Here is a 22,844-nt window from a genome sequence, read left to right as displayed (position 1 = left end):
GCCGCTCAGGCGGCCGACGAGTGCGCCTGGCGCGTTTCGGTGTAGGCCTTGGCGGCGTTGTGCACGTGCTGGCTGGCCAGCAGGGCGGCCAGGTCGCCGTTGCCGGCGATGACGGCGTTCAGGATCTGCGAGTGTTCGTCCCAGTTCTGCTTGGCGCGGTGCATGTTGCTGGGCGCGAACAGCAGCGCGGTGCGGTCGCGCAAGGATCGCATCAGGTCGGTCAGCACCACGTTGCCGCCGATGGTGGCCAGCATTTCGTGGAACTGCGAATTCAGCGCCAGGAACTTGTCCAGCTGTTCGCTGCGCGCGGCCTCGGTGCCTTCGCGCAGGAAGGCCTGCAGGCGTTCTACGGTCTTGTCGTCGCGGCGCTGCGCCGCCAGCTTGGCGTTCAGGCCTTCGAGCGTGGCACGCACTTCGACCATGTCGTAGGCCACCGCGTCGGACAGCACCGACACGGACGCCCCGCGGCGCGGCTCGATGGTGACCAGCCCTTCGGCGGCCAGCGCCCGCAAAGCTTCGCGCACCGGGATGCGCGACACCCCCATTTCTTCGGACAGGCGGCCTTCGACCAGGCGATCGCCCGGCGTGAATTCGCCGCTGAGAATGCGCTCGCGCAGCTTGTCGCGAATGACCGCGAACAACTGCGGATGCTGCTCGCCGATCTTCAGCGGGGCGGAAGGCTGCGTGTCTACGGCTTGCGGGCTGACGGGCATGGTGGTCATGGCGAGCGGGGTGGGTGGAATGGATACAGTCTTCATTGTATTACCGGGTTGTATCAGCGGGCGGTGTGGCGGTGATGAGGGCCGGCGGCGTCAACCCATCCACAGGGCCTTGGCGATGACGCCGACAGCGCCCAGGGCGCAGGCGCCCAGCAGCACGCCGCGCACGGCGCGCGGGGGCAGAAGTTGGCGCAAGCGGCTGGAAACGGCAAAGCCGGCCAGCAGGAAGGGCGCCAGGCTGAGCGCCAGCCCGGCGTGGTAACCGGTGTAGCGATTGGCCAGCGCCAGCATGGCCAGCGAGAAGATGGACCCTAGAAATAAGACCATGCCCAGCGTGGCGCGCAGCCGCGCGGGCTCGGCATGCTGCAGCACGATGGCGATGGGCGGGGCGCCTACCGAGGTCATGGTGCCCATGATGCCCGAGGCCACGCCGGCGCCCGAGACGCGGCCCGGCGTGGCGGCAAAGCGCAGGCCGGCCAGGCTGAGCGCGACGGCAGCCAGGATCATCACGGCAAAAAGCAGGCCCAGCGCCTGGGCCGAAAAGCGGGCCATGGCGTAGATGGCGATCAACGTGCCGGCGGCGCGGCCCGTCAGGGCATAGCCCACCGCGCGCCAGTCGATGGCGGCGCGTTCGCGCAGGGCGGTCAGAAGGGAAATGAAGCCGCCCAATGTCAGCAATGGGCCGGGCGCCAGCTGAGGAAAGCACAGCGCCGCGACCGGCGCGGCGAACATGGCGAAGCCGATGCCGCCTACCCCCTGGGCCAGCGCGGCCCCGAACACCACGACCGCCATGGCCGCGTAGTGCCAGAAATCCGGGACGAAGGATGCCATGCCTGAGGGCCTATTTATGTATACGGTAGTCTAAGCGTTTTTTCATGATGCACCATAACTGGGCGCGATGCACCAGTTAGTACCCTGATTTTCCTGGGATATTCAAGAAGTTTTCAGAATTATCGGTTTCCCTAGGCCCTGCATATTTCGATGGGTATGGCTTCAAACTAAATATAGTATACCGACGTGGCGACTTAACAGCCACGTCGACAAGGGGAATCACGCATGCAATCGGACGTCGTGCTCAACGCCGCTCACTGGGTGTACCTGGCCAGTGTGGCCGCCATCATCCTGACGATGATCCTGCGGGCCAATGTGGTGGTGCCGTCGGTGATCGGTACTTTTCTGGTGGTGCTGGCCATCACGGGCAACCCGATCAGCGGGCTGATCGGCATTTTTTCGGCCAGCTTCGTGGCGGCCAAAGAGCTATTCAACATCTTTCTGGTCATCACCTTCATGACCGCGCTGCTCAATGCGCTCAAGACGCTGCAGGCGGATGTGCGCATGGTGCAGCCGTTCCGGCGGGTGATGCGGGGCGGGCACTCGTCGTTCATCATCCTGGCGCTCTGTACCTATGTGATCTCGCTGTTCTTCTGGCCCACGCCGGCGGTACCGCTGGTGTCGGCCATCCTGCTGCCCGCGGCCATCGCGGCGGGCCTGCCGCCCCTGGCGGGCGCGATGGCGATCGCCATTGCCGGGCAGGGCATGGCGCTGTCGTCGGACTACGTCATCGGCGTAGCGCCGGGCATCAGCGCCAAGGCGGCGGGCGCGGCGGTCAGCGCGGCGGTCGTGGCAGACCGCGCGCTGGTGCTGTCCTTGATCACCGGCGCGGTGGCGCTGACCGCTGCCTATCTGCTGATCCGCAAGCACATCGTGGCGGCCGACCCGGCGCTGCTGCCGGCCTGGCAGGCCCGCGCGCAGGACGGCAGCCTGGCCGAGATCGAGCACTCCGGCTCGTTCGACAAGGCGGAACTGGCCCGCGGCACCATGGGCGCCAACCCCACGCTGCCGCGTGGCCCGGGGCTGGACGAGGCCGAACGGCGGCGTGTGCGCTGGTCGCGCGTGTTCGCGGTGGTGACGCCGCTGGCGTTCCTGGGCGTGATTGCCGTGATGGTCGTGCCGCGGCTGGTTCCCGGCCTGCCGGCCCTGCGCGGCGGCGACGCGGCGGCGCTGGTGGGCGGCGTGGCCTTCGTGGTGATGATGTTCGTGACGCTGGCCGCCGAAGGCCCGCGCAAGATGCTGGACGTATGCCCCGAGCACGTCACCGACGGCTTCGTGTTCGCTTTCAAAGCCATGGGCTCGGTGCTGCCGATCGCGGGCTTTTTCTTCGTGGGCGCCAATGAGACTGCGGCCCAGATCCTGGGCATGCCCCAGGCGCAGGCGCCGGGCCTGCTGTTCGAGGTGATCTCGGCGGCCCAGCACCTGATTCCCGAAAACCACTTCCTGGTCGCCTTCGGCGTGCTGCTGGTGGGCATGATCACCGGCATCGACGGCTCGGGTTTCGCCGGTCTGCCCCTGACGGGCACCTTGTCCGGCGCGCTGGGCCCGGTGGTGGGGGTGGACCCGGCCACGCTGGCCGCAGTGGGCCAGATGGGCGCGGTCTGGACCGGGGGCGGCACGCTGATCGCCTGGTCGTCGCTGATCGCCGTGGCGGGGTTTGCTCGGGTGCACGTGCTGTCGCTGGTGCGGGCGCTGCTCGTGCCGGTGCTGCTGGCGCTGTTCGTGTCCACCATCTGCGCCGTCCTGATCTGGCAGTGAACGAGGGTGAGCGGCCGTCCGGGTATGGCCACCCGGGGCGGCCGCCTTCGGGTTTACGTGGATCGAACGATTTAGATTAAAGTATACAATGTTCAGAAATTACCTCAGACGGCCGATTTCCGGGCACTCCGGCCAGCCCGGCAAAGGAAGGACACCCGTGGACGATCTTTCGCAGCAGGAATTCCAGAACCATATTGGCGGTGAATGGGTGCCTTGCGCCTCGGGCGCCACGGCCCCCAACTTCAATCCCGCCGACACGACGGACGTGGTGGGGCGGTTTCCGCTGTCGGACGCGACCGACGGCGCCCGGGCGGTGGCCGCCGCGCAGGCGGCGTTTGCCGCGTGGCGCGACACGCCGATCTCCAAGCGCGCGGCCATTCTGTTTCGCGCCGCCCAATACCTGGAAGACCACGCCGACAGCGTGGCGCGGGAACTGACCCGCGAAGAAGGCAAGGGCCTGGCGCTGGCGCGCGACGAAGTGCTGCGGTCGGCCCAGACCATCCGCTTCTACGCGGTGGAAGGGCAGTCGTTCACCGGTGAGACCTTCGTCAACGACGATCCGGACATGGTGGTCTACAGCCAGCGCGAGCCGCTGGGCGTGGTGACGGTCATTTCGCCGTGGAACTTCCCGATCTCGATTCCGGCGCGCAAGATCGCCCCGGCGCTGATCAGCGGCAATACGGTGGTCTTCAAGCCGTCGTCGGACGCGCCGCTGTCGGGTTACCGGCTGGCCGAAGCCTTCGTGCAGGCCGGGCTGCCTGCGGGCGTGCTGAATCTGGTCATCGGGCCGGCGTCCAAAGTGGGGGCATCCATCACCACCGCGCCGGCCGTGCGCGCGATTTCGTTCACCGGGTCGACCGCCGCGGGCGAGCAGATCCACCGCGGCGCGGGCCTGACCACGCGCACGCAGATGGAGCTGGGCGGCAAGAACCCATTGATCGTGCTGGCCGATGCCGACCTGGACCGCGCAGTGGATCTGGCCGTGAAAGGCGGCTTTTCGCTGTCGGGCCAGGCGTGCACCGGCACCAGTCGCCTGCTGGTCGATCGCAAAGTGCTGCCGGCCTTTACCGACAAGCTGCTGGCAAGGATGAAGGCGCTGACCATCGGCAATGGCCTGGACGGCAATTTCGACCTGGGTCCGCTGGCCACGCAGAAGCAGCTGGACACGGTGCTGAGCTACGTGGCGGTGGGCAAGCAGGAAGCCACCCATCTGCTGGGCGGCGATCGCCTGACCGGCGAGGGCTTTGACCGCGGCTACTACGTCACGCCGGCCCTGTTTACCGACGTGACGCAGCAGATGCGGATCGCCCGCGAGGAAATCTTCGGCCCGGTGCTGGCCCTGATTGCGGTGGACGGCTACGACGAGGCTATCGCCTGCGCCAACGACACGGAATACGGCCTGTCGGCCGCCATCGCCACGACCGATGCGCGTTATGCGCATCGCTTCGCCCGCGACATCCAGGCCGGCACGGTGAAGATCAACCGCACCACCACCGGCAATCTCATCAACGCGCCGTTCGGCGGCCTGAAAAGTTCCAGTACGTCGACGTTCCGCGAGTCGGGCCGCGTCGGGCTGGAGTTCTATACGCAGATCAAGACCGTCTACCGCGCCGGCTGACGGCCAACCTGGGAATCACTGACATGAAGCAGATCTATCGCCTGGAACTGGAAGAAGCGCGCGCCATGGTGCGTGCGGCCATCGCTCGATCGGAACAGATCGGCGTGCTGGAATCGGTGTGCATCGTCGACGACGGCGGCTACCCGATAGCGCTGGAGCGCATGAACGGCGCCCGCATCACCGGCCCGCAGATCGCCTGGAACAAGGCCTTTACCGCCGCGGGCCACAAACGCTCGACCCATTTGTTCACCACGCCGCCCAACGGCCCCGCGTTGCCGGGCAACGAGGCCTTCGGCATCCAATGGAGCTTCGAGGGCAAGTTCGCCGCGTTTGTCGGCGGTTTTCCCATCGTGGTCAACGACGAGGTGATAGGCGGAGTGGGCCTGAGCGGCGGCAACGGCGAGCAGGACACCCAGGCCGGCCTGGCGGCGTTGACCGCGCTGGCCGAACTGCTGGAGCCGCACGGCCTGAAAGTGCTGGTGCAGGCCGACATCAAGAAATAATCGACAGCCGGCTGGTGACGTCATGGCATACCGCGTGCATATCCTGGAAACCGAGCAGACCTTTCTGGTGGAAGAAGGCGAATCCGTGCTGGACGCCGCCACCCGCGCCGCGGTGAAGCTGCCGCACGAATGCACCTTCGGCGGCTGCGGCACCTGCCGCGTGAAGCTGGAGGCGGGAACGGTGACCTACGACGAGTTCCCCATGGCGTTGACGCCGGAAGAGGCGGCCCAGGGCTACGCGCTGGCCTGCCAGGCGCGGCCCCAGAGCGACCTGAGCCTGAGCGTGCCCGACCGGCGCGCGTTTGCCGAGCCGCGGCGCCTGCCCGCCCAGGTGCATCGCATCGCGCCGCTGTGCGATGACGTGATACACCTGACGCTGGCGCTGCCGCCGGATACGCCGCTGGACTACGCACCGGGCCAGTACATGAATGTGCTGCTGCCGGACGGCGAAACCCGCAGTTTCTCGATGGCGTCGGCGCCGGCCGGCAACCTGGTCGATTTTCATGTGCGCCGCATCCCCGGCGGCCGCTATACCGACCACTGGCTGGGCCAGGCGCAGGCCGGCGCGCCGCTGGAGATCGAGGCGCCGCTGGGCGTCTTCAGCTACCACGAGGAAGACTGGCGGCCGATGATCATGCTGGCGACGGGCACCGGCATTGCCCCGATCAAGGCCATCCTGGAATCGCTGCTGGACAACGACGACTGCCCGCCGGTGACGCTGTACTGGGGCATGCGCACCGAAGCCGACCTGTACTTGCGCGACGAGATCGAAAGCTGGGCGGGGCGCCTGTACGAGTTCAACTTCGTGCCCGTGCTGTCGCGCGCGGGGGCGGGCTGGCAGGGCCGCCGCGGCCATGTCCAGCAGGCGGTGCTGCAAGACCATGCCGACCTGTCGGAACACGCCATCTACCTGTGCGGCGCCCCGGCCATGGTCAGCGAAGCCACGACGCTGCTGGCCGAGCGCGGCGCCAGCCTGGACCATGTGTATGCCGACAGCTTCACGTTCCAGCATGCCGCGGTGGCGGCCGCCACCCCCTGAGCCCTTGATCCTTCACGCGGCCTTCGGCCGGTCTTGCCGGAACACCAGCACCGGCAGCTTCGTGCGCGCCAGCACCCGCTGGGTTTCGCTGCCCAAGAGAAAGCCCGTCATGCCGTGGCGCCCGTGCGAACCCATCACGATCAGGTCGCAATGATGCTGCAGCGACGCTTCGACGATGGCTTCGTGGGGATGGTCGTTGACGGCGACCGCGGTGCTGCAGGGCACCAGGGCGTGGCGCGCTTCCATTTCCAGGCCATCGAGATACGCGGCGGCGTTCTTGCGGGCCTGGTCGGTGGGCGGGGCCTGGTGCGCGCCCAGCATTTCGGCCTGGTAGACCAGCAGGTGGTCTTCCGGAATGGCGCGCAGGATCGTGATCGAAGCCCCCATTTCCTTGGCGAAAACGAGTGCTTGCTTGAAGGCCGATTCGGACGTGAGAGAGCCGTCCACGGCGACGAGCAGATGCCTGTACATGTTGCGTCTCCTTTGAAAAAAGGAAGGTCCAGCAACGGGTGAATTCAGTATAGGCCTGCGTCTGGCTGCAATCCAGTAGTGCGTTGGGAGGAGGTGGGGGGGGGGGCGCCGAGCTGGGCGCCTAGCCGGGCGCGCCCAGCCGGGCGCCTGGCCGGGCCCCGCCAGCGCCCGCTATGCGATGCGGCGCAGCGTCTCGCCGTCCCCGGCCAGCCCGCGCGGCAGGGCCTCGATCAGGCTGCGCGTGTACGGGTGGCGGGCGTCGCGCCACAGGGTGGCGTTGGGCCCTTCTTCGACGATCCGGCCCGCATTCATGACCAGCACCCGGTCGGCCAGGTAGTGCACCACCGACAGGTCGTGCGAGATGAACAGGTACGACAGGCCGAATTCCGCCTTCAGGTCCACCAGCAGGTTCAGGATCTGCGCCTGCACCGACACGTCCAGCGCCGATACGGGTTCGTCGCAGATCACCAGCGCCGGCCGCAGCACCAGTGCGCGGGCGATGCCGATGCGCTGGCGCTGGCCGCCCGAGAATTCGCTGGGGTAGCGGGCCAGGGCGGCCTGCGGCAGGCCCACGGCATCGAGCATGTGGGTGATGCGGCGGCGGCGCTCATGGCGGTCGGTGACGTGATGGATGCGCAGCGCGGCTTCCAGGATGTCGGCCACGGTGTGCCGCGGGTTGAGCGAGGCGTAGGGGTCCTGGAAGATCATCTGCACGCTCTGGCGGTAGGCGGCCAGGTCGCGTTTTCCCAGATGGGTGGTGTCCTGCCCACGCAGCAGGATGTGGCCGCCCGCGGGGGCCAGCAGGCGCACCAGGGTGCGAGAAAGCGTCGATTTTCCGCAACCGGATTCGCCCACCAGGCCCAGCGTTTCGCCCCGCTCGATCTGGAACGACACGCCGTCCACGGCCGTCTTGGCACCCTGGCGGGTCGGGTAGTCCACCCGCAGGTCGCGCACCTGCAACAGCGGCACGGCGTCGGGCACGGCGGCGTCGTTGGCGGCCGCGACGCGGGGCGGGGTGACCAGCCCGAAGACGGGCCGTCCGGATGCCGGGTCCAGCCGCGTGCGGATTTCCGGCAGGCGGCGCTGGCGATAGTGGGTGGCGTCGTCCAGCCGCAGCGAGGCGCCGAGCAGGCCGCGGGTGTACGGATGGCGCGGTTGCGACAGCAGCGTCGACGCCAGGCCTTCCTCGACCTTCTCGCCGGCCACCATCACGGCGACGCGGTCGGCCCAGTCGCCCACCACGGCCAGGTCATGCGTGATCAGCAGCAAGCCCATGCCCAGGTCGGCGCGCAGGTCGTCCAGCAGCCGCAGGATCTGCGCCTGCACGGTGACGTCCAGCGCCGTGGTGGGCTCGTCGGCCACCAGCAGCGCCGGCTCGCAGGCGATGGCGGCGGCGATCATGGCGCGCTGACGCTGGCCGCCCGACAACAGGTGCGGGTAGTCGTCGACCCGGCGCTGCGGCTCCGGCACCCGCACCAGGTCCAGCAACTCAATGGCGCGCTGGCGCGCGGCGCGGGCCGTGGCGCCGCGATGCAGGCGCAGGGCTTCGCCGATCTGTTCGCCCAGCGTCAGCACCGGGTTCAGGCTGGTCATGGGTTCCTGGAAGATCATCGCGATGCGGTCGCCGCGCAGCGCGCAGCGCTGGCGCGGCGGCAGGGTCAGCAGGTCGCGGCCTTCGAACAGGATGCGGCCGCTGGCACGGGCGTGGCGCGGCAACAGGCCCAGCAATGCCAGCGCGGTGGTGGACTTGCCGCAGCCGGACTCGCCCACCAGCGCCAGCGTTTCACCGGCGCGGATCTGCAGGTCCAGGTTGTCGACGGCCTGGTGGCCGGGAAAGGCCACGTTCAGCCCTTGGATGTCGATCAGTGTGCTCATGGCATTCGTGTTGGCAAGGCCCGGACGGGTCAGCGCGCGGGCGCGGGCGCCGTGGCTGTGCGGCGCCGCAGCTTGGGGTTGAGCGCGTCGTTGATGGCATCGCTGAGCAGGTTCAGCGCCAGCACGGCGGCCATGATGGTCAGGCCGGGCAGGGCGGTCATGTACCAGGCGGTGCGCAGGGCCTCGCGGCCGGCGCCCACCATGCTGCCCCAGCTGACCACGTTGGGGTCGCCCAGGCCCAGGAACGACAGTCCGGCTTCCGACAGGATGGCGTTGGCCACCAGCACGGCGGTGGTGACGATGATGGGCGGCAGGGCGTTGGGAAGAATTTCGCGGAAGATGATGCGGGCGTGTCCCGCGCCCAGCGCCTGGGCGGCGCGCACGAATTCGCGTTCGCGCAGCGCGATGAATTCGCCGCGCGTCAGGCGCGCGATGCCGGTCCAGGACGTGACGCCCAGCGCGAAGATGATGGTGGACAGCGACGGCCCCAGGATCGCCACCAGCACGATCGCCAGCAGAAACGACGGCACGGTCTGGAACAGTTCGGTCACGCGCATCAACACCGCGTCGGTGCGCGGGCCGGCGTACCCGGCAAAGGCGCCCACCAGCAGACCGATACCCAAGGCGATGGCGGCGGAGGCGCCGCCCACCAGCAACGACACGCGCGCGCCGTGGAACAGGCCGGCCAGGATGTCGCGGCCCATCAGGTCGGTGCCGGCGGGAAACTCGGCGTCGCTGCCGGGCCAGGTGAAGGGTGCACCCACCATCTCCAGCGGGTCGCCGGGGTACAGCCAGCCGGCGGTGGCGGCAGCGCCCAGCAGCAGCGCCAGGATGGCCGCGCCGATGGCGGCGGACGGCGCGCGCAACAGGCGCAGCGTGGCAAGCAAGCCGATACGCAGCGTCATGCTTTTCTCACACGGGGATCCAGCCACCCGTAGGTAGCGTCGACGGCAATGTTCATCACCGCCACCAGTGCCGCGCTCATCAGCAGGATGCCCAGCAGCAGGTTGACGTCGCGGCTGGCGATGGCCTCGAACGACAGCTGGCCCAGGCCGGGCCAGGCGAACACGGTTTCCACCACGATGCTGCCGCCCAGCAGCGCGCTGCTTTGGAGGCCCAGCATGGTGACGACGGGCAGGATCGCGTTGCGCAGCGCATGGCGCCAGATCACCCGGGCCTCGCCATTGCCGCGAGCGCGCGCGGTGCGGATGTAGTCTTCCTGCAGCGTTTCGATCATGGACGCGCGCGACAGCCGCGCGTAGATGGCCACGTAGTAGATCGCCACCGTGGCCACCGGCAGCGCCAGGTGCCGCGCATGGTCCAGCCACAGCGCCCAGCCCTGGTAGGCCGCGCCCACGTCGCGAATGCCGCCGACCGGCAGCCAGTCCAGGTGCACGCCGAACCCCACGATGAGCATCAGCGCGGTCCAGAACATGGGCGCCGAATAGCCGGCCGTGGCCAGGGCCGACAGCAGTGTGTCCAACAGACCATGCGGCCGCCGTGCCGCCAGCACGCCCAGCAGCACCCCCAACACCACTGACAGCGCCAGCCCGGTGCCAATGAGCGCCAGCGTCGCCGGCAGCCTGCCAAAGATCAGCGTTGCCACCGGCTCGCCATAGCGGAACGAATAGCCCAGGTCCAGCGACGCCAGGCTTTTCAGGTAATAGCCCAGTTGCGCCAGCACGCTCTGGTCCAGCCCGTAGGCCAGCCGCAACTCAGCCACGTGGGCCGGGGTGATGCCGCTGTTTTCCGCGGCGATCACGTCCACCAGGTCGCCGGGAACCAGCTTGAGCAGGAAGAAATTCGCCACCGCCGTGGCGCCCACCACGAACAGGATCTGCAGCAGGTAGCGGACGGGGCGGGGCAGGCGCGCGAACATGGCTGGTGGGTCCCGCGGCGCTCAGGCCTTGCCGAGCCAGACGTTGGCGAAGTTGTTGCGCGAGTGGGACGACGCGTCGGTCACGTTGCGCAGCTGCTTGTCCCAGACGCCGAACCAGCGGAATTCGAACAGGCCGATCAGCGGCAGATCGCGCTGCGCCAGCCGCTGCACCTCGTTGTACTGTTCGATGCGTTTTTTGGGGTCGGTCTCGACCTGGGCGGCCTCGATGGCGCGGTCCATGTCGGGGTTGTTGTAGCCGGACGCGTTGTACCAGGGCGTACCGCGGGCTTCAGCCTTGCTCCAGTAGCGGGTTTCGACCCCCAGTTGCGGATCGATCAGCACCGTGCCCCACGAGCTGATCAGCTGGAAGTTGTAGTCGGTGAAGACATTGCGGGTCCAGGTGGCCAGGTCCAGCCCGCGCAGGGTGACGTCGATGCCGATCTTGCGCAGCGCCTGGCGCACGAATTCGCCGGTGCGGCGGTAATCGTCGCCGAACGGAATGTAGTCGTGGGTCAGCGCAAAGCGCCAGCCGCCGGCGCCGCGCGGGTAGCCGGCTTCGTCCAGCAGCTTCTCGGCCAGTGCGGGGTCGTAGGCATACTGCTGCACGTTGGGGTTGTGGTACGGCTTGACCAGCGAAGGCACCGGGCTGACGAAGGGTTCGGCATAGCCGTTCCAGACGGTCTTGACCAGCGCCTGCTTGTTGACCGCGTGGGCGATGGCCTGGCGCACCTTCAGGTTCGACAGGATAGGGTCGCGCAAGTTGGCTTCTAGCCACAGCCACGCGGCAAAGCCGTTGTAGCCGGACGTGTCCACCGCCAGCTTGGGCAGCTTGGACAGGCGGGTGGCGTCAGTGAAGGCTACCGGATTGCGCTCGCCATACGAGACCGCGCCAGTTTCCAGCGCGGTGGCGCGGCCGGACACGTCAGGCACGATTTTCCACACGATGCGGTCCAGGAAGGGCCGTTCGGGCTGCCAGTAGTGCGCGTTTCGTTCGAGCACGATGTAGTTGCCGCGATTCCATTCTTTGAAGACGAACGGCCCCGTGCCCACCGGCTTGTTGTTGTACGGGTTGTTCTGGATGTCGGTGCCTTCGAACAGGTGGCGCGGCAGAATCGGTGCACCCAGCGAGTCGATGGCGTTCAGCGCCACCGGCGTGGGCTGCGACAGGTGCAGCACCACGGTGTGGTCGTCAGGCGTTTCCACCTGCTTCAGGTACTGGAACACGCGGCGCGCGCTGGGCGCGTGCTTCAGCCAGACCTCTTCGGCGGACCACTTCACGTCGGCCGCGGTGAACGGCTTGCCGTCGTGCCACAGCACGCCCTGGCGCAATTTGAAGGTGATGGTCTTGCCGTCTTCCGACACGGTCCAGCTTTCGGCCAGCACCGGCCGCGGTTTCAGGTCGGGGCCGTATTCCACCAGGCCGTCGAAGATCTTGCTGGCCACGGCGCCCGTGGGCGTAGACGAATTGAGGTAGAAGGCCAGCGTGGGCGGCTCGGGGTGCACCACGGCGTTCAGCACGCCACCCGGGGTGGCGCCTTGCAGCGTGTTCGGCAGGCTCTGCGTGTCGGCATGGGCCGGCGCGAAGATCACGTTGGGAAACAGCGCGCCGGTGCCCATCAGCGCACCGGCGCTGAGCAGCCAGCGGCGCAGGGGGTTGACGGTGTCCTGCGGCGCGTCGGTGTCGAACGCCGGGGGCAAGGGCTGGGTCATGCGGGTTCCTTCGGTCGTGATGGGCGTCGCCGGGTTAGGCGGCCAGGCTGGTCAAGGGGGGCAGGTCGTCGGGGGCCACGCGCAGCAGCGTGGCCAGCAGCTCGCGCCGCCAGGCGTCGTACAGCGCGACGTGGCCGCGGGTATCCAGGCCGGTGGCGCGCAGGTTCAGTTGCCAGGAATCGCGCAGGTAAGGCCCAAGAATGCGTTGCACGTCTTCATCGGCCTGGATCAGGCTTTCGGTCCAGTCATGGCGCTGGGCCTCGCTGGCGTTCGCCAGCTTGCGCAGCCACCATTGCGTGATGCGGATGCGGTGCGCTTCTTCGTCGGGCAGGATGCGGTTTTCGCCAAATTCGCGATGGCCGAAGTCCAGCACGCGGGCGGTGCGGCGGTTCACGAACAGGCGTGCCAGGATGTAATGTTCGTAATGGAATTGCCAGGCCAGGAAGTTCTGCCAATTGCGCAGCGCAAAGCCGCCGACCAGGTCCCAGGCATCGCGCACGCCTTGCTCGACTTCGGGCAAGGGGTCGCGGCCCAGCAGCGCGGCAGCGCGGCCGCGCGAGAATTCCGCATGGGCCGCGTCGTCGCCCAACTGGCGCGCCAGGGCGAACTGGAACTCGGAGTCGTCGCGGAACAGGCCGGCAATGGCATGCGCCGCCACCTGCGTGATGAACAGGTCGTGCACGGTGTTCCAGATGGCGTATTCGCCGGCTGCCTGGCGCTCGTCGGCATTGGCCAGGTCGCGTGGCGGCTCGATGCGTGCGGCCGGAATATTGGGCGCCACGACAACGCGGATGTCGTCGAACAGCCGGGCTTCCAGCGCGCCGTCGTAGTCCAGGGCAATAGGCAGATCCAGTTCGGGCATGAAGGCGGGCGGCAGGGCGCAGGGCTCGGAAAAGCTCGACTCTAAGCAAGCGCGAAAGCCGCCCGCAAACACTCTTTGGTGATTTCGTTATGCCGCCGCGACGCCTGCTAACAGGTAGCGCGGGGCACGGCGCGGCATATACCGATTTCAAATAACCGCATGAGAAATCCGTCCTTCCGCGCGCCGGGCCGCGCCGATAGGCTGCATGTTTTCACCCCTGGCGCCCCGTCTCATGCCGCAAGCCGCAGCTTCCCCCTTTCCGCAGGACAACGACGAGGCGCCTCGCGTGGTGCCGGCCGCCCGGCTGCACAGCGATGCCGAAGCCCTCGACGCCGCGCATGCGTTGGCCGCCGACTTCGCACAGGGCGCGGCGCAGCGCGATCGGGACCGCAGCCTGCCGTGGCGCGAGATCGAACGCTATTCCGCCAGCGGCCTGGGCGGCATCACGGTGCCGCGCGAATACGGTGGCGCCCAGGTGTCGCACGTGACGCTGGCCGAGGTGTTTCGCATCATCAGCGCGGCCGACCCGTCGCTGGGCCAGATTCCCCAGAATCATTTCGGCTCGCTCAACCTGCTGCGCCAGGTGGGCACACCGCAGCAGAAGCGGCACTACTACGAGGGCGTGCTGGCCGGCCGTCGCCTGGGCAACGCCGGCCCCGAACGCCACACCCGCCATGCGCGCGACGTGCAGGCGCGGCTGGTGGCCGAGGGCAATGGCTACCGGCTGTCGGGGCGAAAATACTATTCCACCGGTGCGCTGTACGCGCACTGGATACCCACCAAGGCGCTGGACACCGAAGGCCGCCTGGTGACGGTGCTGCTGGATCGCGGCGCGCCGGGCCTGACGGTGGTGGACGATTGGTCCAGCTTCGGCCAGCGCACCACCGCCAGCGGCACGGTGCTGCTGGACAACGTGCGGGTCGAACCTGACGCCGTGCTGCCGGCCTGGGCGGTGCAGGAAAAGCCCGCGCTGCAAGGCCCGTTCGCCCAGCTGATGCAGGCCGCCATCGACGCCGGGATTGCGGAGGCCGCGCTGAACGACACCGTCAAATTCCTGCGCGAACGCGCCCGCCCGTGGGCCGAGGCCGGCGTCGAACGCGCCACGCAAGACCCCTATGTGATCGGCGACGTGGGCCGCCTGTTCATCGACCTGCACGCCGCGCAGGCCGTGCTGCTGGAAGCCGCCGCACACCTGGACGACGCCACCCCGCGCACGCTGGATGCCGACGACGTGGCCGCCGCATCCATTGCGGTGGCGCGCGCCAAGGCGCTGACCACCGAGATCGCGCTGGCCGCCAGCGAAACGCTGTTCGAGCTGTCCGGCTCGCGTTCATCGCTGGCGGAATTCAACCTGGATCGCCATTGGCGCAATGCCCGCACCCACACGCTGCACGACCCGGTGCGCTGGAAGTACCACGCCGTGGGCAATTACCTGCTGAACGGCCGCCGCCCCAACCGCCATTCCTGGATCTGAGCCATGAGCGACACGCCCATTTCGACCCTGGCGCCGCAGCGCGCCGCCATCATCGCCAGCGATGCCCAGGCGCTGGACGTTGCGCGCGTGCTGGCCGCGGACTTCGCCCTGGAGGCCGCCCAGCGCGACCGCGAACGGCGTCTGCCCCTGCCGGAACTGGAACGCTATTCGCAATCGGGTCTGTGGGGCATCACCGTGCCGCGAGAATACGGCGGCGCGGGGGTGTCGAGGGTGACGCTGGCCGAGGTGACGGCGATCATCTCGGGCGCCGACGGCTCGCTGGGCCAGATTCCACAAAACCACTATTACGCGCTGGAAGTGCTGCGCGTGAACGGCAGCGCCGACCAGAAGCGCCGCTTCTACGCCCGCGCCCTGGCGGGGGAACGCTTCGGCAACGCCCTGGCCGAGATCGGCACCCGCACCGCCGCCGAACGCCGCACCCGCCTGTCGCCGGACGGCGAGGGCGGCTGGCGTATCAACGGCAGCAAGTTCTATTGCACGGGTGCCCTCTACGCGCAGTGGATTCCCACTGCGACGGTGGGCGATGACGCGATCCAGCGCCTGGCCTTCGTGCGCCGCGACAGCCCCGGGGTGGAGGTGATCGACGACTGGTCGGGTTTCGGCCAGCGCGTGACGGGCAGCGGCACGGTGCTGTTCAAGGACGTGGCGGTGCCGGCGGAGAACGTGATGGTGCTGGTCGACTCCACTGCGCCACCCAACACGATCAAGCCGCTGGCGCAGATCATCCACGCCGCGATCGACCTGGGCATCGGCCAGGCGGCGCTGGCGGACGCGCTGGAGTTCGTGCGCAACCGCTCGCGCCCGTGGATCGATGCCGGCGTGGAACGCGCGGCCGACGACCCGCTGACGCTCAGCGAATTCGGCCGCCTGTCGATCCGCCTGGATGCCGCAAGAGCGCTGGTGGCCCGCGCCGGCCGCATCCTGGACGTGGCGACTGCAGACCCGCAGCCGCACCTGGTGGCCGCCGCCGCCATCGCGGTGGCCGAGGCCCGCGCGCTGACGACGGAATCGGCGCTGGCGGCGGGCACGAAGCTGTTCGAACTGGCCGGCACGCAGGCCACGCTGGACCACCTGAACCTGGACCGCCACTGGCGCAACGCGCGCACCCACACGCTGCACGACCCGGTACGCTGGAAGCGCCACGCGGTGGGCAATTACTACCTGAACGACGCGGTCCCCGGCCGGGTCGGCACCACCTGACACTTAGGAAAGCGGCACGCCATGGCGAAGAAGCAAATCCTCCTGAACGCATTCAACATGAATTGCGTGGGCCACATCAACCACGGCCTGTGGACGCATCCACGAGATACGTCGACGCAATACAAGACGCTGGACTACTGGACGGACCTGGCGCGGCTGCTGGAACGCGGCCTGTTCGACGGCCTGTTCCTGGCCGATATCGTGGGGGTATACGACGTGTACCAGGACTCGGCGGACCTGACGCTGCGCGAGTCGATTCAGCTGCCGGTGAACGACCCGCTGCTGACGGTGTCGGCAATGGCGGCCGCGACGCGCCACCTGGGTTTCGGGGTGACGGTGAACCTGACGTACGAGGCCCCCTACCTGCTGGCCCGCCGCTTTTCGACGCTGGACCACCTGACGAACGGCCGCATCGGCTGGAATATCGTGACAGGCTATCTGGAAAGCGCGGCGCGGGCGATGGGCCTGTCGGAGCAGATCGCGCACGACGAACGCTATGACCGCGCGGACGAGTTCCTGGAAGTGGCCTACAAGCTGTGGGAAGGCAGCTGGGACGACAAGGCGGTGCGCGCGGATCGCGCGGCCCGGGTCTATGCGGACCCGGAGGCGGTGCGCCGGATAGACCACGAGGGCAAGTACTACAAGGTGCAGGGCTACCACCTGTCGGAGCCGTCACGCCAGCGCACGCCGGTGCTGTACCAGGCCGGCTCGTCGGGCCGCGGCCAGGCGTTCGCGGCGCGCCACGCGGAATGTGTGTTCGTGTCGAGCCAAACCAAGGAAGGCCTGCGCAAGCTGGTGGCCAGCGTGCGCGAGTCGGTCGCCAAGGAAGGCCGTGACCCGCGCGACATCAAGTTCTTCATGGGCGTGACAGCAGTGGTGGGCAAGACGGAGGCCGAGGCCAGGGAAAAGCACGCGGAGTATCTGCGCTACGCCAGCCCGGAGGCCGGCCTGGCACACTATGCGAGCTCAACGGGGATAGACTTTTCGCAATACAGGAACGACGAGCCGATACGCTATGTGAAGAACAACGCGATCGAGTCCGCAGTGAAGAATCTGACGGTGGCCAGGACGGACCGCACGGTGAATGACCTGCTGGCGGACATGGCACTGGGCGGCCGTTATCCGGCGCTGGTGGGCAGCGGAGCGCAGGTGGCAGAGGAACTGGCATCCTGGGTAGAAGAAACAGATATCGATGGCTTCAATCTGGCGCGTACGGTGACGCCTGAGTGCTATTCGGACTTTATCGATCTGGTGGTGCCTGAGTTGCAGGAACGTGGGGTTTTTAAGAGTTCTTATGTCGAGGGGACGCTTCGGGAGAAGCTTTTTGGGGTGGGGCGGAGTCGGTTGCCTTTGGAGCATGTGACGGGGGACTTCCGGGGGGTGATTGTTTGATGCTTCGGGTTTTCTGAGGTCGTCTGTGGATTTTTTTGTCTTGCGTTGGGCTTTGCTTCGTAGGTCGCCCGTCGCGGGGGTGGCTTGCGGAGTGGGCGCCCACGATTGCGGTCCGGAGCGTTCGCTCCGGACTTCCCCCTCGTCATCTTCGTCCGCCTTCGGCTCCCTTCAGATTCCCTCGGGCGCATCGAGGTTGCCCACTCCGCAAGCCACCCCCGCGACGAGCTACGGTTTTCGAGGTTTGTCGCGCTGCTAGACCTGTGTACAGGGAATGAGATCTGCAGGGTCGCCAAGCCGCGGCCGCGCGGGCGGCCACGTTTGGCATTTGTGTTGCTGACAGTGTTGCGGTTGCGCTTCGCGCTGTTGGGGATTGGTTTTCTATTGGGTCGCACATCGTGGGGGTGGGGCGGTGATGGGCGGCGCGGCAGGCGCTTGATTGCGCATGCTGACCGTCTCGCGCGCCGCCCATCAGGCGCTGCACACTGATGTGGAACGCCACGGCATCCGCGCCGCTAGAAAACAACATCCTCACCTACGCGCGAGAGCGGCATCGGCGCCCGCAAGACGCCGCGTAAGCTTCGTAAGGCCGCCCGCGCGGCCGGCACGAAGCGGGCACCGTCCCACCCCGCCCACCCCCCACTGACCGTGAAAAAAACGCCAAGCACACCGTCCGCCCCAACGTCCGTGACTGATCCTAATCGTGAGCGCTTGGCGGGGTCGGGGTGTGGAGGGCGGGGCGTGTAGATGCGCCCGAGGGAATCCGAAGGGAGCCGAAGGCGGACGAGGATGACGAAGGGGCAGTCCGGAGCGAAGGCTCCGGACCGCAATCGTAGCCCCGCCCTCCACACCCCGACCCCGCCAAGCGCGACTTAAGAACTCAAACCCACGCACAACCCATCCCCCTAAAACCCCACGAAATATCGTCATATTTCCAAAACAAAGCCATTCCCCTCCAGATCAATCTTCAACACATAACTTCATACCGACTAAGTATTTTTCCGCCCCGCCCCACGATGCCAGAATCAACCATCGATTCTCTGCATATTCGGAAAAAACAAGATGTCGTTCGCTAAAAACCTGCTGGCCATCACCGCAATCGCCTTTGCGATCGCGCCTGCCGCTCACGCGGATACCCAAGATAAAAAGACCATCACCGTCGGCATCTCCGTCGGCACGACCGAGAAGATCTTTGATGTCGTCAAGCAAGTCGCTGCCCGCCAAGGCCTTGAGATAAAGCTCGTCAAATTCAATGATTACCAGCTGCCCAATGCGGCGCTCAATGCGGGTGATCTGGATGCCAATGCGTTTCAGCACAAGCCCTTCCTGGACAACCAGATCAAGGCGCGCGGCTTTGACATCGTGCCCGTGGGGCTGACCGTTACTGCGCCGCTGGGGTTCTATTCGCGCAAGATCAAGTCGCTCAATGATTTGCCCGAAGGTGCGTCTGTCGGCATTCAGAACGATCCCTCCAACGGCAACCGGGCGTTGCGTCTGCTCGCCGCTTATAAGCTCATTACTCTCAAGCCCGAGGCCGAGCAGAAGAACAATGCCACGCCGCTTGATGTCGTCTCCAATCCGCGCAAGCTCAAGCTGGTGGCGCTGGATGCGGCCCAGTTGCCGCGTTCGCTGGATGACCTGACTGCCGCTTCCATCAACAACGACTACGCCACGCAGGCGGGCCTCGAGCCGGCGCGTGATGCCATTGGGCGTGAAGCGGCGGATGGGCCTTATGCAAATGTCATTGCCGTGCGCACCAAAGACCGGGACCAGCCCTGGGTCAAGAAGCTGGTGTCGGCCTATCAGTCGCCCGAAGTACGGGCCTTCATCGAAAGTGAATTCAAGGGTTCGCTGATTCCCGCCTTCTGAAACGGCCTGGCGCCGCGCAGGATTCTTCAACGCTACACCGGCCATCTGACATGAGCATTCTTACCTTGGCGGGCAGCCCGTCGCAGCGCTCCCGTTCTTCCGCCTTGCTGCGCCATGCCGCGCAGCTGTTGCGGGCGCGGGGGTTGGGCATCATCGAATTGGGGTTGCGCGACATTCCTGCCGAAGACCTGGTTGAAGGGCACTACACCGGGGCTGCCGCCAATGCCTTGCGGGCTCGGGTGGCCACGGCCGATGCCGTGCTGATTTCCACGCCCGTCTACAAGGCCTCGTTTTCGGGCGGGTTGAAGGCGGTGCTGGATCTGCTGGACGAAAAGGCGTTGGCGGGCAAGGTGGTGCTGCCGATTGCCACCGGCGGCAGTCCGGCGCATCTGCTGGCGCTGGAGTATGGCTTGAAGCCCGTGCTGTCCGCGCTGGGCGCACGGCACATTCTGGCCGGGGTCTATGCCACCGACAAGCAGGTGAGCATCGATGATGCCGGCGTCAGCCAGATCGATGTGGACGTGCTGGCGCGGCTGGAGGATTCGGTCGAGCGGCTGGCCGAACAGGTGGCGCCGCGGGGTGCGGTTGTCAACGAAGCATTTGACCTGGGTCGGCTCGCGCTTGCGGGCGGCTTCAGCGTCTGAAACGGAGGTTTTCCATGCGCAGCGTGATCTGGGTGTCCCGTCTTTCCGTGTTCCGCTGGTTGGCGGCGTTGCTGTGCGCATCGCTGCTGTGGCCCGCGGCGCAGGCGCAGGATGCCAAGACGCTGCGCATCGGCTTTCAGAAGTACGGCACCCTGACCATCGTGCGGGCGCTGGGGGACCTGGACAAGCGCCTGGCCGCGCAGGGCATCACGGTGAAGTGGACCGAGTTTCCCGCCGGTCCGCAGCTGCTGGAAGGCTTGAACGTCGGTTCCATCGACTTCGGCACCGTGGGTGAAGCGCCGCCCGTGTTCGCGCAGGCCGCGGGTGCTGCGTTGGTGTACGTGGGTAACGAACCGCCATCGCCCACCAGCGAAGCCATCCTGGTGCCCAAGGACTCTGCGATCAAGAGCGTGGCCGACCTGAAGGGCAAGAAAGTTGCGCTGAACAAAGGGTCCAACGTGCACTACCTGCTGGTCAAGCAGCTGGAGCGCGCCGGGGTCGCCTATGGCGACGTCAACGTGGCCTACCTGACGCCGGCCGATGCGCGTGCCGCGTTCGAGCGTGGGTCGGTCGATGCGTGGGTCATCTGGGACCCGTTCCAGGCGGCCGCCGAAAAGCAGTTGGGCGCGCGCGTGCTGGCGGACGGCACCGGCGTGGTCAAGAACTATCAATTCTTCCTGGCCGCGCGGGCCTACGAAAAAGCGCATCCGGACGTGATCCGGACGGTGCTGGACGAAGTGCGCAAGGGCGACCTGTGGGCGCGCGACCATCGCGCAGAAGCCGTGGCGCTGCTGCAGCCGGTGCTGGGGCTGGACAAGGCCGTGGTCGAACTGGCGGCCGACCGGCTGGCTTACGGCGTGCAGCCGATCACGCGGGAAGTGCTGCAGGAGCAGCAGCAGGTGGCGGACGCGTTCCACGCGCTCAAGCTCATTCCCAAACCCCTCAACGTGTTCGACGCCGCGCCGTCGGACCTGAAATAGACAAGGGCAGGCCTACCCATGGACGTCTTCTGGTTCATCCCCACCCACGGCGATTCGCGCTATCTCGGCACCAGCCAGGGCGCGCGCGCCGCCAGCTACGACTACTTCCGCCAGGTCGCGGTGGCGGCCGATACGCTGGGTTATGACGGCGTGCTGCTGCCCACCGGCCGGTCGTGCGAAGACGCCTGGGTGGTGGCCTCCAGCCTTATCGGCGCCACGCGCCGCCTGAAGTTCCTGGTGGCCATCCGGCCGGGTGTCAGCTCGCCGCAGTTCTCGGCGCGCATGGCCGCCACGTTCGATCGCCTGTCCGAAGGGCGGCTGCTGGTCAATGTGGTGACCGGCGGCGATCCCGGCGAACTGGAAGGCGACGGCGTGTTCGTCAGCCACGACCAGCGCTACGCCATCACGGCCGATTACCTGCGCATCTGGCGCGGCATCCTGGAAAACAGCCACGACGCCGAGGGCTACACCTTCGAAGGCGAACAACTGGTGTCCAAGGGCGGCAAGGTGATCTACCCGCCGGTGCAGAAGCCCTATCCGCCGCTGTACTTCGGCGGCTCGTCCGAGGCCGCGCATGAACTGGCGGCCGAGCAGCTGGACGTGTACCTGACCTGGGGCGAAGCGCCCGACGCCGTGGCGGCCAAGATCGCCGACGTGCGTGCCCGCGCGGCCAAGCATGGCCGTACGGTGCGCTTCGGCATCCGCCTGCACGTCATCGTGCGCGAGACGGAAGACGCGGCCTGGGCCGCGGCCGACGAACTGATCAGCCATCTCAGCGAAGACTCGGTGCGCGCGGCACAGGCCGCGTTCTCGAAAATGGATTCGGAAGGCCAGCGCCGCATGGCGGCGCTGCACGGCGGCAAGCTGAACGACGAACAGGGCGGCCGCAAGCACCTGGAAATCTCGCCCAACCTGTGGGCCGGCGTCGGGTTGGTGCGCGGCGGCGCCGGCACCGCCCTGGTGGGCGACCCCAAGACCGTGGCCGCGCGCATCCAGGAATACGCCGACCTGGGCATCGAGACCTTCATTTTCTCGGGCTATCCGCACCTGGAAGAGTCGTACCGCTTTGCCGAACTGGTGTTCCCGCTGCTGCCCGGCAAGGGCGGCAACAAGGTCGGAAACACCGTGCTGACCGGCCCGTTCGGCGAAGTCATGGCCACCGAACTGGTGCCCAAGGAATCGGCCAGCTGATGAGCGCCGCCCAGAAGCCCGGCGGCTGGCGCGCGGCCCTGGCGCCGTGGCTGGTCCCCGCCCTGATCCTGCTCGTGTGGCAGTTGGCCGCGCAGGCCGGCTGGCTGTCGTCGCGGATTCTGCCGGCGCCTTCAAAGGTGGCTGCGGCCGCCTGGTCGCTGGCGGTATCGGGAGAGCTCTGGCAGCACGTGCGCATCAGCGCCTTGCGGGCGCTGTGGGGCTTGCTGCTGGGAGGTGGGCTGGGCCTGGCGCTGGGCTTGCTGAACGGTTCGTCCCGCACGGCCGAGACCTTGCTGGACACCACCTTGCAGATGATCCGCAACATCCCGGTGCTGGCGCTGATTCCGCTGATCATCCTGTGGTTCGGCATCGAGGAAACCGCCAAGCTGGTGCTGCTGTCGCTGGGGGTGTTCTTTCCCGTCTACCTGAATACCTTTCACGGCATCCGCTCGGTGGACCCGGCGTTGATCGAAATGGGGCGCTCGTACGGCCTGACCGGCTGGCGCCTGTATCGCGACGTGATCCTGCCGGGCGCGTTGCCGTCGATCCTGGTCGGCCTGCGCTTCGCGCTGGGGCTGGTGTGGGTGATCCTGATCGTCACCGAGACCATCTCGGCGCAATCCGGCATCGGCTACATGACCATGAACGCGCGCGAATTCCTGCAGACCGACGTGGTGCTGCTCGGCATCCTGCTCTACGCCTTGCTGGGCAAGGTGGCCGACACGCTGGCGCGGGCGCTGGAACGGCGCCTGCTGCGCTGGAATCCAGCCTATCGGCCGGCCTGAGCGCCCATTCTTTGCAACGAGATTCC

At 67.3% G+C, this 22,844-nt stretch carries 20 protein-coding genes; 12 read left to right on the top strand and 8 right to left on the bottom strand.

The window, feature by feature from the left end; all coding sequences use genetic code 11:
* Positions 1-5: 5 nt before the first annotated feature.
* The gene (locus tag HV798_RS16445; RefSeq protein ID WP_175193339.1) at positions 6-722 is read right to left on the bottom strand and encodes a GntR family transcriptional regulator; all 717 of its coding nucleotides are present in this window, start codon (positions 720-722) and stop codon (positions 6-8) included.
* A 90-nt stretch (positions 723-812) separates the two neighbouring features.
* A complete protein-coding gene (locus HV798_RS16440) occupies positions 813-1,550 on the bottom strand; it encodes a sulfite exporter TauE/SafE family protein (RefSeq protein WP_175193235.1) in 738 nt (245 codons plus the stop codon).
* Positions 1,551-1,775: 225 nt separating this feature from the next.
* Between HV798_RS16440 and HV798_RS16435 the strand changes: the two genes are divergently transcribed.
* The 4 genes from HV798_RS16435 (at position 1,776) to HV798_RS16420 (ending at position 6,468) form a co-directional block, all read left to right on the top strand.
* Positions 1,776-3,308, top strand: coding sequence for a hypothetical protein (locus HV798_RS16435; RefSeq protein WP_175193234.1), 1,533 nt, complete (start codon positions 1,776-1,778; stop codon positions 3,306-3,308).
* Between the two features lie 157 nt (positions 3,309-3,465).
* Entirely contained in the window at positions 3,466-4,926 is a 1,461-nt protein-coding gene (locus HV798_RS16430) for an aldehyde dehydrogenase family protein (RefSeq protein ID WP_175193233.1), read from the top strand.
* Positions 4,927-4,949: 23 nt separating this feature from the next.
* Complete coding sequence (locus HV798_RS16425; RefSeq protein ID WP_025139828.1) at positions 4,950-5,429, top strand: GlcG/HbpS family heme-binding protein; 480 nt, start codon at positions 4,950-4,952, stop codon at positions 5,427-5,429.
* Between the two features lie 22 nt (positions 5,430-5,451).
* Positions 5,452-6,468 carry a 2Fe-2S iron-sulfur cluster-binding protein gene (locus HV798_RS16420; protein ID WP_175193232.1) on the top strand — a complete coding sequence of 339 codons (1,017 nt, stop codon included), beginning with the start codon at positions 5,452-5,454 and terminating at the stop codon, positions 6,466-6,468.
* A gap of 12 nt (positions 6,469-6,480) precedes the next feature.
* Here the strand turns inward: HV798_RS16420 and HV798_RS16415 are convergent, their stop codons facing one another.
* From HV798_RS16415 to HV798_RS16390, 6 genes are all read right to left on the bottom strand, one after another.
* Positions 6,481-6,939: a universal stress protein gene (locus HV798_RS16415; RefSeq protein WP_025139826.1), complete on the bottom strand. Its 459-nt coding sequence runs from the start codon at positions 6,937-6,939 to the stop codon at positions 6,481-6,483.
* Between the two features lie 171 nt (positions 6,940-7,110).
* Positions 7,111-8,814, bottom strand: coding sequence for an ABC transporter ATP-binding protein (locus HV798_RS16410; RefSeq protein ID WP_175193231.1), 1,704 nt, complete (start codon positions 8,812-8,814; stop codon positions 7,111-7,113).
* A 29-nt stretch (positions 8,815-8,843) separates the two neighbouring features.
* Positions 8,844-9,719 (bottom strand): ABC transporter permease, encoded by an 876-nt coding sequence (locus tag HV798_RS16405; RefSeq protein WP_051593680.1) that lies wholly within the window; start codon positions 9,717-9,719, stop codon positions 8,844-8,846.
* Positions 9,716-10,693: an ABC transporter permease gene (locus HV798_RS16400; RefSeq protein WP_175193230.1), complete on the bottom strand. Its 978-nt coding sequence runs from the start codon at positions 10,691-10,693 to the stop codon at positions 9,716-9,718. Before HV798_RS16400 ends, HV798_RS16405 begins: the two co-directional genes overlap by 4 nt.
* A 21-nt stretch (positions 10,694-10,714) precedes the next feature.
* Complete coding sequence (locus HV798_RS16395; protein ID WP_175193229.1) at positions 10,715-12,403, bottom strand: ABC transporter substrate-binding protein; 1,689 nt, start codon at positions 12,401-12,403, stop codon at positions 10,715-10,717.
* A 34-nt stretch (positions 12,404-12,437) separates the two neighbouring features.
* Complete coding sequence (locus HV798_RS16390) at positions 12,438-13,265, bottom strand: hypothetical protein (RefSeq protein ID WP_175193228.1); 828 nt, start codon at positions 13,263-13,265, stop codon at positions 12,438-12,440.
* A 232-nt stretch (positions 13,266-13,497) separates the two neighbouring features.
* Here HV798_RS16390 and HV798_RS16385 point away from each other — a divergent pair, with 232 nt between their 5' ends.
* The 8 genes from HV798_RS16385 (at position 13,498) to ssuC (ending at position 22,818) form a co-directional block, all read left to right on the top strand.
* Positions 13,498-14,739: an SfnB family sulfur acquisition oxidoreductase gene (locus HV798_RS16385; RefSeq protein ID WP_175193227.1), complete on the top strand. Its 1,242-nt coding sequence runs from the start codon at positions 13,498-13,500 to the stop codon at positions 14,737-14,739.
* A 3-nt stretch (positions 14,740-14,742) separates the two neighbouring features.
* Complete coding sequence (locus HV798_RS16380; protein ID WP_175193226.1) at positions 14,743-15,960, top strand: SfnB family sulfur acquisition oxidoreductase; 1,218 nt, start codon at positions 14,743-14,745, stop codon at positions 15,958-15,960.
* A gap of 21 nt (positions 15,961-15,981) precedes the next feature.
* Positions 15,982-17,352: an LLM class flavin-dependent oxidoreductase gene (locus tag HV798_RS16375; protein WP_175193225.1), complete on the top strand. Its 1,371-nt coding sequence runs from the start codon at positions 15,982-15,984 to the stop codon at positions 17,350-17,352.
* Between the two features lie 1,059 nt (positions 17,353-18,411).
* Positions 18,412-19,218 carry a MetQ/NlpA family ABC transporter substrate-binding protein gene (locus HV798_RS16370; protein WP_175193224.1) on the top strand — a complete coding sequence of 269 codons (807 nt, stop codon included), beginning with the start codon at positions 18,412-18,414 and terminating at the stop codon, positions 19,216-19,218.
* Between the two features lie 50 nt (positions 19,219-19,268).
* Complete coding sequence (gene ssuE, locus HV798_RS16365; protein WP_175193223.1) at positions 19,269-19,862, top strand: NADPH-dependent FMN reductase; 594 nt, start codon at positions 19,269-19,271, stop codon at positions 19,860-19,862.
* Positions 19,863-19,876: 14 nt separating this feature from the next.
* A complete protein-coding gene (locus HV798_RS16360; protein WP_042885520.1) occupies positions 19,877-20,842 on the top strand; it encodes a sulfonate ABC transporter substrate-binding protein in 966 nt (321 codons plus the stop codon).
* An 18-nt stretch (positions 20,843-20,860) separates the two neighbouring features.
* Positions 20,861-22,033: an FMNH2-dependent alkanesulfonate monooxygenase gene (gene ssuD / locus HV798_RS16355; RefSeq protein ID WP_175193222.1), complete on the top strand. Its 1,173-nt coding sequence runs from the start codon at positions 20,861-20,863 to the stop codon at positions 22,031-22,033.
* Complete coding sequence (gene ssuC / locus HV798_RS16350) at positions 22,033-22,818, top strand: aliphatic sulfonate ABC transporter permease SsuC (protein WP_175193221.1); 786 nt, start codon at positions 22,033-22,035, stop codon at positions 22,816-22,818. The genes ssuD and ssuC overlap by 1 nt, the downstream gene beginning before the upstream one ends.
* The last annotated feature ends 26 nt before the right edge of the window (positions 22,819-22,844 follow it).

It is taken from the genome of Achromobacter deleyi (assembly GCF_902859705.1).
In the GTDB taxonomy this organism is placed as follows: Bacteria; Pseudomonadota; Gammaproteobacteria; order Burkholderiales; family Burkholderiaceae_B; genus Achromobacter; species Achromobacter deleyi.
This window is presented reverse-complemented; position numbering and strand designations above follow the sequence as displayed.

Bases quoted from the DNA above. Each gene is read 5' to 3' on its own strand.
- HV798_RS16445 (WP_175193339.1), bottom strand. From the start codon at position 722: ATGACCACCATGCCCGTCAGCCCGCAAGCCGTAGACACGCAGCCTTCC.
- HV798_RS16440 (WP_175193235.1), bottom strand. From the start codon at position 1,550: ATGGCATCCTTCGTCCCGGATTTCTGGCACTACGCGGCCATGGCGGTC.
- HV798_RS16435 (WP_175193234.1), top strand. From the start codon at position 1,776: ATGCAATCGGACGTCGTGCTCAACGCCGCTCACTGGGTGTACCTGGCC.
- HV798_RS16425 (WP_025139828.1), top strand. From the start codon at position 4,950: ATGAAGCAGATCTATCGCCTGGAACTGGAAGAAGCGCGCGCCATGGTG.
- HV798_RS16420 (WP_175193232.1), top strand. From the start codon at position 5,452: ATGGCATACCGCGTGCATATCCTGGAAACCGAGCAGACCTTTCTGGTG.
- HV798_RS16415 (WP_025139826.1), bottom strand. From the start codon at position 6,939: ATGTACAGGCATCTGCTCGTCGCCGTGGACGGCTCTCTCACGTCCGAA.
- HV798_RS16410 (WP_175193231.1), bottom strand. From the start codon at position 8,814: ATGAGCACACTGATCGACATCCAAGGGCTGAACGTGGCCTTTCCCGGC.
- HV798_RS16405 (WP_051593680.1), bottom strand. From the start codon at position 9,719: ATGACGCTGCGTATCGGCTTGCTTGCCACGCTGCGCCTGTTGCGCGCG.
- HV798_RS16400 (WP_175193230.1), bottom strand. From the start codon at position 10,693: ATGTTCGCGCGCCTGCCCCGCCCCGTCCGCTACCTGCTGCAGATCCTG.
- HV798_RS16395 (WP_175193229.1), bottom strand. From the start codon at position 12,403: ATGACCCAGCCCTTGCCCCCGGCGTTCGACACCGACGCGCCGCAGGAC.
- HV798_RS16390 (WP_175193228.1), bottom strand. From the start codon at position 13,265: ATGCCCGAACTGGATCTGCCTATTGCCCTGGACTACGACGGCGCGCTG.
- HV798_RS16385 (WP_175193227.1), top strand. From the start codon at position 13,498: ATGCCGCAAGCCGCAGCTTCCCCCTTTCCGCAGGACAACGACGAGGCG.
- HV798_RS16380 (WP_175193226.1), top strand. From the start codon at position 14,743: ATGAGCGACACGCCCATTTCGACCCTGGCGCCGCAGCGCGCCGCCATC.
- HV798_RS16375 (WP_175193225.1), top strand. From the start codon at position 15,982: ATGGCGAAGAAGCAAATCCTCCTGAACGCATTCAACATGAATTGCGTG.
- HV798_RS16370 (WP_175193224.1), top strand. From the start codon at position 18,412: ATGTCGTTCGCTAAAAACCTGCTGGCCATCACCGCAATCGCCTTTGCG.
- ssuE (WP_175193223.1), top strand. From the start codon at position 19,269: ATGAGCATTCTTACCTTGGCGGGCAGCCCGTCGCAGCGCTCCCGTTCT.
- HV798_RS16360 (WP_042885520.1), top strand. From the start codon at position 19,877: ATGCGCAGCGTGATCTGGGTGTCCCGTCTTTCCGTGTTCCGCTGGTTG.
- ssuD (WP_175193222.1), top strand. From the start codon at position 20,861: ATGGACGTCTTCTGGTTCATCCCCACCCACGGCGATTCGCGCTATCTC.
- ssuC (WP_175193221.1), top strand. From the start codon at position 22,033: ATGAGCGCCGCCCAGAAGCCCGGCGGCTGGCGCGCGGCCCTGGCGCCG.